This is a genomic window from Pseudonocardia sp. McavD-2-B, assembly GCF_024124365.1.
Taxonomy (GTDB): Bacteria; Actinomycetota; Actinomycetes; order Mycobacteriales; family Pseudonocardiaceae; genus Pseudonocardia; species Pseudonocardia alni.
On the sequence record NZ_JAMXSG010000335.1, the window covers coordinates 1 to 5,352 of the forward strand.

Annotated in this window: 4 protein-coding genes and 1 pseudogene; 4 read left to right on the forward strand and 1 reads right to left on the reverse strand. The window is 74.8% G+C overall.

The window, feature by feature from the left end; translation table 11 throughout:
• The 4 genes and pseudogenes from NH602_RS27615 to NH602_RS27630 form a co-directional block, all read left to right on the forward strand.
• Nucleotides 1–1,428: pseudogene (locus NH602_RS27615) on the forward strand (hypothetical protein); the annotation flags it as partial.
• A complete protein-coding gene (gene mshA / locus NH602_RS27620) occupies nucleotides 1,425–2,699 on the forward strand; it encodes a D-inositol-3-phosphate glycosyltransferase (RefSeq protein ID WP_073576591.1) in 1,275 nt (424 codons plus the stop codon). The pseudogene NH602_RS27615 and the gene mshA, both read left to right, overlap by 4 nt.
• Nucleotides 2,696–3,175, forward strand: coding sequence for a YbjN domain-containing protein (locus NH602_RS27625; RefSeq protein ID WP_073576590.1), 480 nt, complete (start codon nucleotides 2,696–2,698; stop codon nucleotides 3,173–3,175). Before mshA ends, NH602_RS27625 begins: the two co-directional genes overlap by 4 nt.
• A 124-nt stretch (nucleotides 3,176–3,299) precedes the next feature.
• The gene (locus NH602_RS27630; protein ID WP_179761753.1) at nucleotides 3,300–4,877 is read left to right on the forward strand and encodes an AMP-binding protein; all 1,578 of its coding nucleotides are present in this window, start codon (nucleotides 3,300–3,302) and stop codon (nucleotides 4,875–4,877) included.
• Nucleotides 4,878–4,968: 91 nt separating this feature from the next.
• On the opposite strand, the gene NH602_RS27635 is transcribed toward NH602_RS27630, so the two are convergent.
• A partial coding sequence (locus tag NH602_RS27635; RefSeq protein ID WP_253069323.1) for a hypothetical protein occupies nucleotides 4,969–5,352 on the reverse strand: 384 nt, incomplete at its 5' end.

Consider the following 5,352-nt stretch of genomic DNA (forward strand, 5'->3'; position numbering starts at 1 on the left):
CTGGCCGCCGAGCTGGGCGCGCTGCCCGTCCCGCTCGCCGACGGCCGCCTGGTGCCCGGGCCCGCCTCGGTGCTGCTCCCCGTCGGGGGCGATCCGGCCGGGGTGGCGGCGCTCCCCGAGCTGCGGATCGCCCACCCCGATGCCGTCCACCCGCTGCTGCGCCGTCTCGGGGCCGCCGACGCCGACCGCGAGACCCTGCTCGACGCGCCCGCGCTGCACGCCGCCGTGGAGCGGTCCGTCGACGACGCCGAGGCGGGCCTGGACACCACCGCGGCGGCCCGCGCCGTCCTCGCCCTGCTGGACACCCCCGGCGCCGCGCCGGACCCGCGGTTCGGGGCCCTCGCCCTCACCGACGAGGACGGCCGCCCCGCCCGCGCCGACGAGCTCGTACTGCCCGACGCCGCCGTCCGGGACCTGCTCGACCCGGACGCCCCGGTCGGCGTGCTGGGGCCGGAGTGGGCCGACGTGCCCCGCGACGCCCTGGTCGCCGCCGGCGTCCTGGACCGGTTCACGGTCGTCGCGTTCGACCCCGACGTGCTGCACGACGCCGAGCACTACCCCGGCGACGGCGACCCCCCGCCCGCCGTACGCGACCTCGACCTCGTCGCCGACGACCGCTGGCCCGCGGCGCTGGCCCTGCTCGCCGGCGACCGCGACACCCGGGCCGCGCTGCTCACCGGGTACACCGCCTGGTGGCTGTCGCGCCACGTCCGCCTCGGCGGCCGGCTGGCCGGCACGTGGCGGCTGCGCTCGGCGACCGGGCTGGCCGAGCTCTACGACGAGGTCGGGGCCCTGCCCGGCGTCGACGACGCGGTGCTCGCCGCCGCCGGCGTCCGGGACCGGGTCGTCGTCGACGGGCCGGACGAGGTCACCGAGCTGCTCGACCGGCTGGCCGACCCGGCGCGCGCGGTGACCGGGGAGGTCGCCGCGGCCGCCTACTCCGCGCTCGCCGCGGCCGTCGCCGACGGCCGGGTGGACCTCGACGACGTCGACCCACCGGACCGGGTCCGCACGATGACCGGGTCGGTCGCGCCGACCGACCGCGCCGTCGTCCTCGACGCGCCGTGGGTGCTGCCCGCGCTGGACGCGCTGCCCGCAGTCCCCGGCGGGCCCGACCCCGCCGCCCTCGCGGAGCTGCTCGACGTGCCGCTGGCCTCGGACCGGGTCGCCGGGACCGCCCGCGGCACCGGCACTCCCGGCCCGTGGACGGCCGACCCCGAGGTCGTCCTGGCGCTGGCCGCGCTGGGGGAGACCGCGCCCCCGGGGCGGCTGCACCGGCACGACGAGCTGGTCGTCGACCTCGACGACGGCGGGACGGTGACCGTCCCGGCCTGGCCCGGCCGCGGCGACGACTGGCACGCCGCGGACCCGCTGCGGGCGCTGGTGGCTGCGCTGGCGCTCCGGCGCCGTGTCAGGATGCTCGGGTGAGTGAGCGACTGCCCCGACGGGTCGCGGTGCTGTCGGTGCACACCTCCCCGACCGAGCAGCCCGGCACCGGCGACGCCGGTGGGATGAACGTCTACGTCGCGCAGACGGCGATCCGGATGGCCCGCCGCGGCGTCCAGGCGGAGATCTTCACCCGCGCCACGTCGTCGGAGCAGCCACCGACGGTCGAGCTGGAGCCCGGCGCGACGGTCCGGTTCGTCGCCGCGGGCCCCTTCGAGGGCCTCGGCAAGGACGACCTGCCGAGCCAGCTGTGCGCCTTCACCGCGGGGGTGCTGCGGGCCGAGGCCCGCCACGACCCGGGCTGGTACGACGTCGTGCATTCCCACTACTGGCTGTCCGGCCAGGTCGGCTGGCTGGCCCGGGACCGCTGGGGGGTGCCGCTGGTGCACTCCGCGCACACCCTGGCCAAGGTCAAGAACGCCGCGCTCGCCGCCGGGGACACCCCCGAGCCGCGGGTGCGGGTGATCGGCGAGGACCAGGTCGTCGCCGAGGCCGACCGGCTGGTGGCGAACACCGAGATCGAGTCCAAGCAGCTGCTGGACCTCTACGACGCCGACCCGCGCCGCACCGTCACCATCCCGCCCGGGGTGGACACCGACCGCTTCCGGCCCGGGGACCGCGCCGCGGCCCGCGCCGAGCTGGGCCTGCCCGCCGGGGCGGTGGTGCTGGCGTTCGTCGGGCGCATCCAGCGGCTCAAGGCCCCCGACGTGCTGCTGCGCGCCGCGGCCGAGCTGGCCGCGCGCGCACCGGGTCTGCGGGAGCGCCTCGTCGTGCTCGTCGCGGGCGGGCCGTCCGGGTCGGGGCTGGCCGAGCCGACGTCGCTGCACGAGCTGGCGGCCGAGCTGGGGATCACCGACCTCGTCCGGTTCCTGCCGCCCCGGGCCGGCGACGAGCTGGTGACGGTCTACCGGGCGGCCGACGTCGTCGCCGTCCCGAGTCACAACGAGTCCTTCGGGCTGGTCGCGCTGGAGGCCCAGGCGTGCGGGACGCCGGTGGTGGCGACCCGGGTGGGCGGGCTGCCGGTCGCCGTCGCCGAGGGCCGGTCCGGGCTGCTCGTCACCGGGCACGACATCTCCGACTGGGCCGACGCGCTGGGCGAGCTCGCGCTCGACCCGGGCCGTCGAGAGCAGATGGGGCGGACCGCGGCGACGCACGCGCACCGCTTCTCCTGGGACCGCACGACCGACGCCCTGCTGGGCGCCTACGACGAGGCCCGCACCGAGTTCGCGGCGCGGCGACGGGGGGACGTATGAGCGACCTGGAGCAGCGGATCGGGGCCGCGCTGGCCGACTCCGGCGCCGAGCACGTCCACCGCGGGCCCGGGCAGTGGCTGGTCACCCTCCCCGGCGAGGCCCGGCTCCAGACCCAGACCTGGCTGATCCTGCGCGAGCAGACCCTCGCGGTGCAGGCGTTCGTGTGCCGCAGGCCCGATGAGAACCACGAGGGCGTCTACCGGTTCATGCTGCTGCGCAACGCCAAGCTCTACGGCGTGCACTACTGCCTGGACCGGGTCGGGGACATCCACCTCGTCGGGCGGCTGGCCCGCCACGCCGTCACCGCGGACGAGCTCGACCGTGTCCTCGGCTCGGTGCTGGAGGCCGCCGACGGCGACTTCAACACCTTCCTGGAGCTCGGCTTCGCCTCCTCGATCCGCCGCGAGTACGCCTGGCGCAGCGAGAACGGCGAGTCGACCGCGAACCTGACCGCGTTCGAGCACCTCTTCCGGTGACCCGCGGGTAACTTTTCACCGCGCCACGACGACGGTACGGGCGCGGTGCCTCTAGCATGACGCCGAACCCGGCCGGATCTCCGCGCCGTCCGTCCCCCCGCAGGACCTCGCGAAGGAGCGAACCTTGTCGTTGCGCAGCCCGTACCCGGACGTCGAGATCCCTGACGTCTCTCTCACCGAGTTCCTGTTCGCCGACGGGTTCGGCGACCGGGCGGACGCGCCGGCGATCGTCGACGGCACCACCGGTGACCAGCTGACCTACACCGAGTTCCACGGCCTGGTCGAGAAGATCGCCGGCGGGCTCGCCGCCCGCGGCATCGGCACCGGCGACGTCGTCGCGCTGTTCGCGCCGAACCTGCCGCAGTGGGCGGCGCTGTTCCACGGCATCCTGCGCGCCAACGGCATCGTGACCAGCGCGAACTCGATGTACACCGGCGGCGAGCTGGCCCACCAGCTGAAGGACTCCGGCGCGAAGATGGTCATCACCGTCTCGCCGTTCCTCGACCGGGCCGTGGCCGGGGCGAAGGAGGCGGGACTGTCCGAGGACGTCGTGCTCACCATCGACGCCACCGAGGGCCACGACTCGCTCCGCGATCTCGTCGGCTCCGGCGCCCCGGCCCCCGAGCTGACGACCACCGCGACCGACACCGCGGTGCTGCCGTACTCGTCGGGCACCACCGGCCTGGCCAAGGGCGTGGTGCTGACCCACCGCAACCTGGTGGCGAACCTGCTCCAGATCCAGGCCATGGGCGACGTGACCAGCGAGACCAAGATCATGGCGTTCCTGCCGTTCTTCCACATCTACGGCATGACCGTGATGATGAACCAGGGTCTGCACGCGCGCGCCACCGTCGTCACCATGCCGAAGTTCGACCTCGAGCAGTTCCTGACCATCACCCAGGACCTGCAGGTCGACCGGCTCTACATCGCCCCGCCGGTCGCCGTCGCGCTGGCCAAGCACCCGATCATCGACAAGTTCGACCTGTCCTGCGTGAAGACGGTCTTCTCCGGTGCCGCCCCGCTGGACGGCGAGCTCGGCCGCGCCGTCGCCAAGCGGCTGGACTGCACCGTGCTGCAGGGCTACGGCATGACCGAGCTGTCCCCGGTCAGCCACTGCATGCCCGACGACCGCGGCGACCTCGACCTGAACTCGTCGGGCTTCGCGCTGCCGAACATCGAGTGCAAGCTGGTCGACCCGGAGTCCGGCGAGGAGGTCGGCGTCGGCGAGCGCGGCGAACTGTGGGTGAAGGGCCCGAACGTGATGGTCGGGTACCTCAACAACTCCGAGGCGACCGACGCCACCAAGGACGCCGACGGCTTCCTGCACACCGGTGACATCGCCGTCGTCGACGACGAGGGCGTCTACTCGATCGTCGACCGGGTCAAGGAGCTCATCAAGTACAAGGGCTACCAGGTGCCGCCCGCCGAGCTGGAGGCGCTGCTGCTGACCCACGACAAGATCGCCGACACCGCGGTCATCGGGGTCAAGGACGCCGACGGCGAGGAGGTCCCGAAGGCGTTCGTGGTGAAGCAGGCCTCGGATGAGGACCTGACCGAGGACGACGTCATGAGCTTCGTCGCCGAGAAGGTCGCGCCGCACAAGAAGGTGCGCGTGGTCGAGTTCATCGACCAGATCCCGAAGTCGGCCTCGGGCAAGATCCTGCGCAAGGACCTGCGGGCCCGGGAGAACGAGAGGGCCTGACCCGCACGACCGTCCGGGACGGCGCCGTGACCTGCAGCGATGCGGGGACGGCGCCGTCTCGCCGTCTGTGGGTGCGGGCCGGGCCCGCCGGTCAGACCGCCGCCTCGAAGGTCACGCTCGCGTCCGCCGCGTGATCCGACCCCTCGACATCCTCGCCCTCGGCGTCGACGGCGGTGAGCGTGACGGTCACGACGAACTCCCGCACGGGCGCGGTGGCCAGGGGGAAGACCAGGTCGAAGCGGGCGGTGCCGCCCGGCGGCAGCCGCACGTCCGGTGTGCCCTCCTCGGCGAGCGCGGTCAGCTCGGCGCCGTCGGCGGTGGCGCCGACGTCCAGCCCGGTGAGGTCGGCGGGCGACCCGGTCGGGTTGGTCAGGGTCACGGTGACCGTCGCCGTGCGCCCGCCCGCGTGCCCGGGGCCCCCGCCGCGCGGCGGGGTCACGTCGACGACGCTGCCGCCGGGGAAGGTGTGCGGCCG

Coding starts and splice junctions, on each gene's coding strand:
- NH602_RS27625 (WP_073576590.1), top strand. CDS start 2,696: ATGAGCGACCTGGAGCAGCGGATCGGGGCCGCGCTGGCCGACTCCGGC.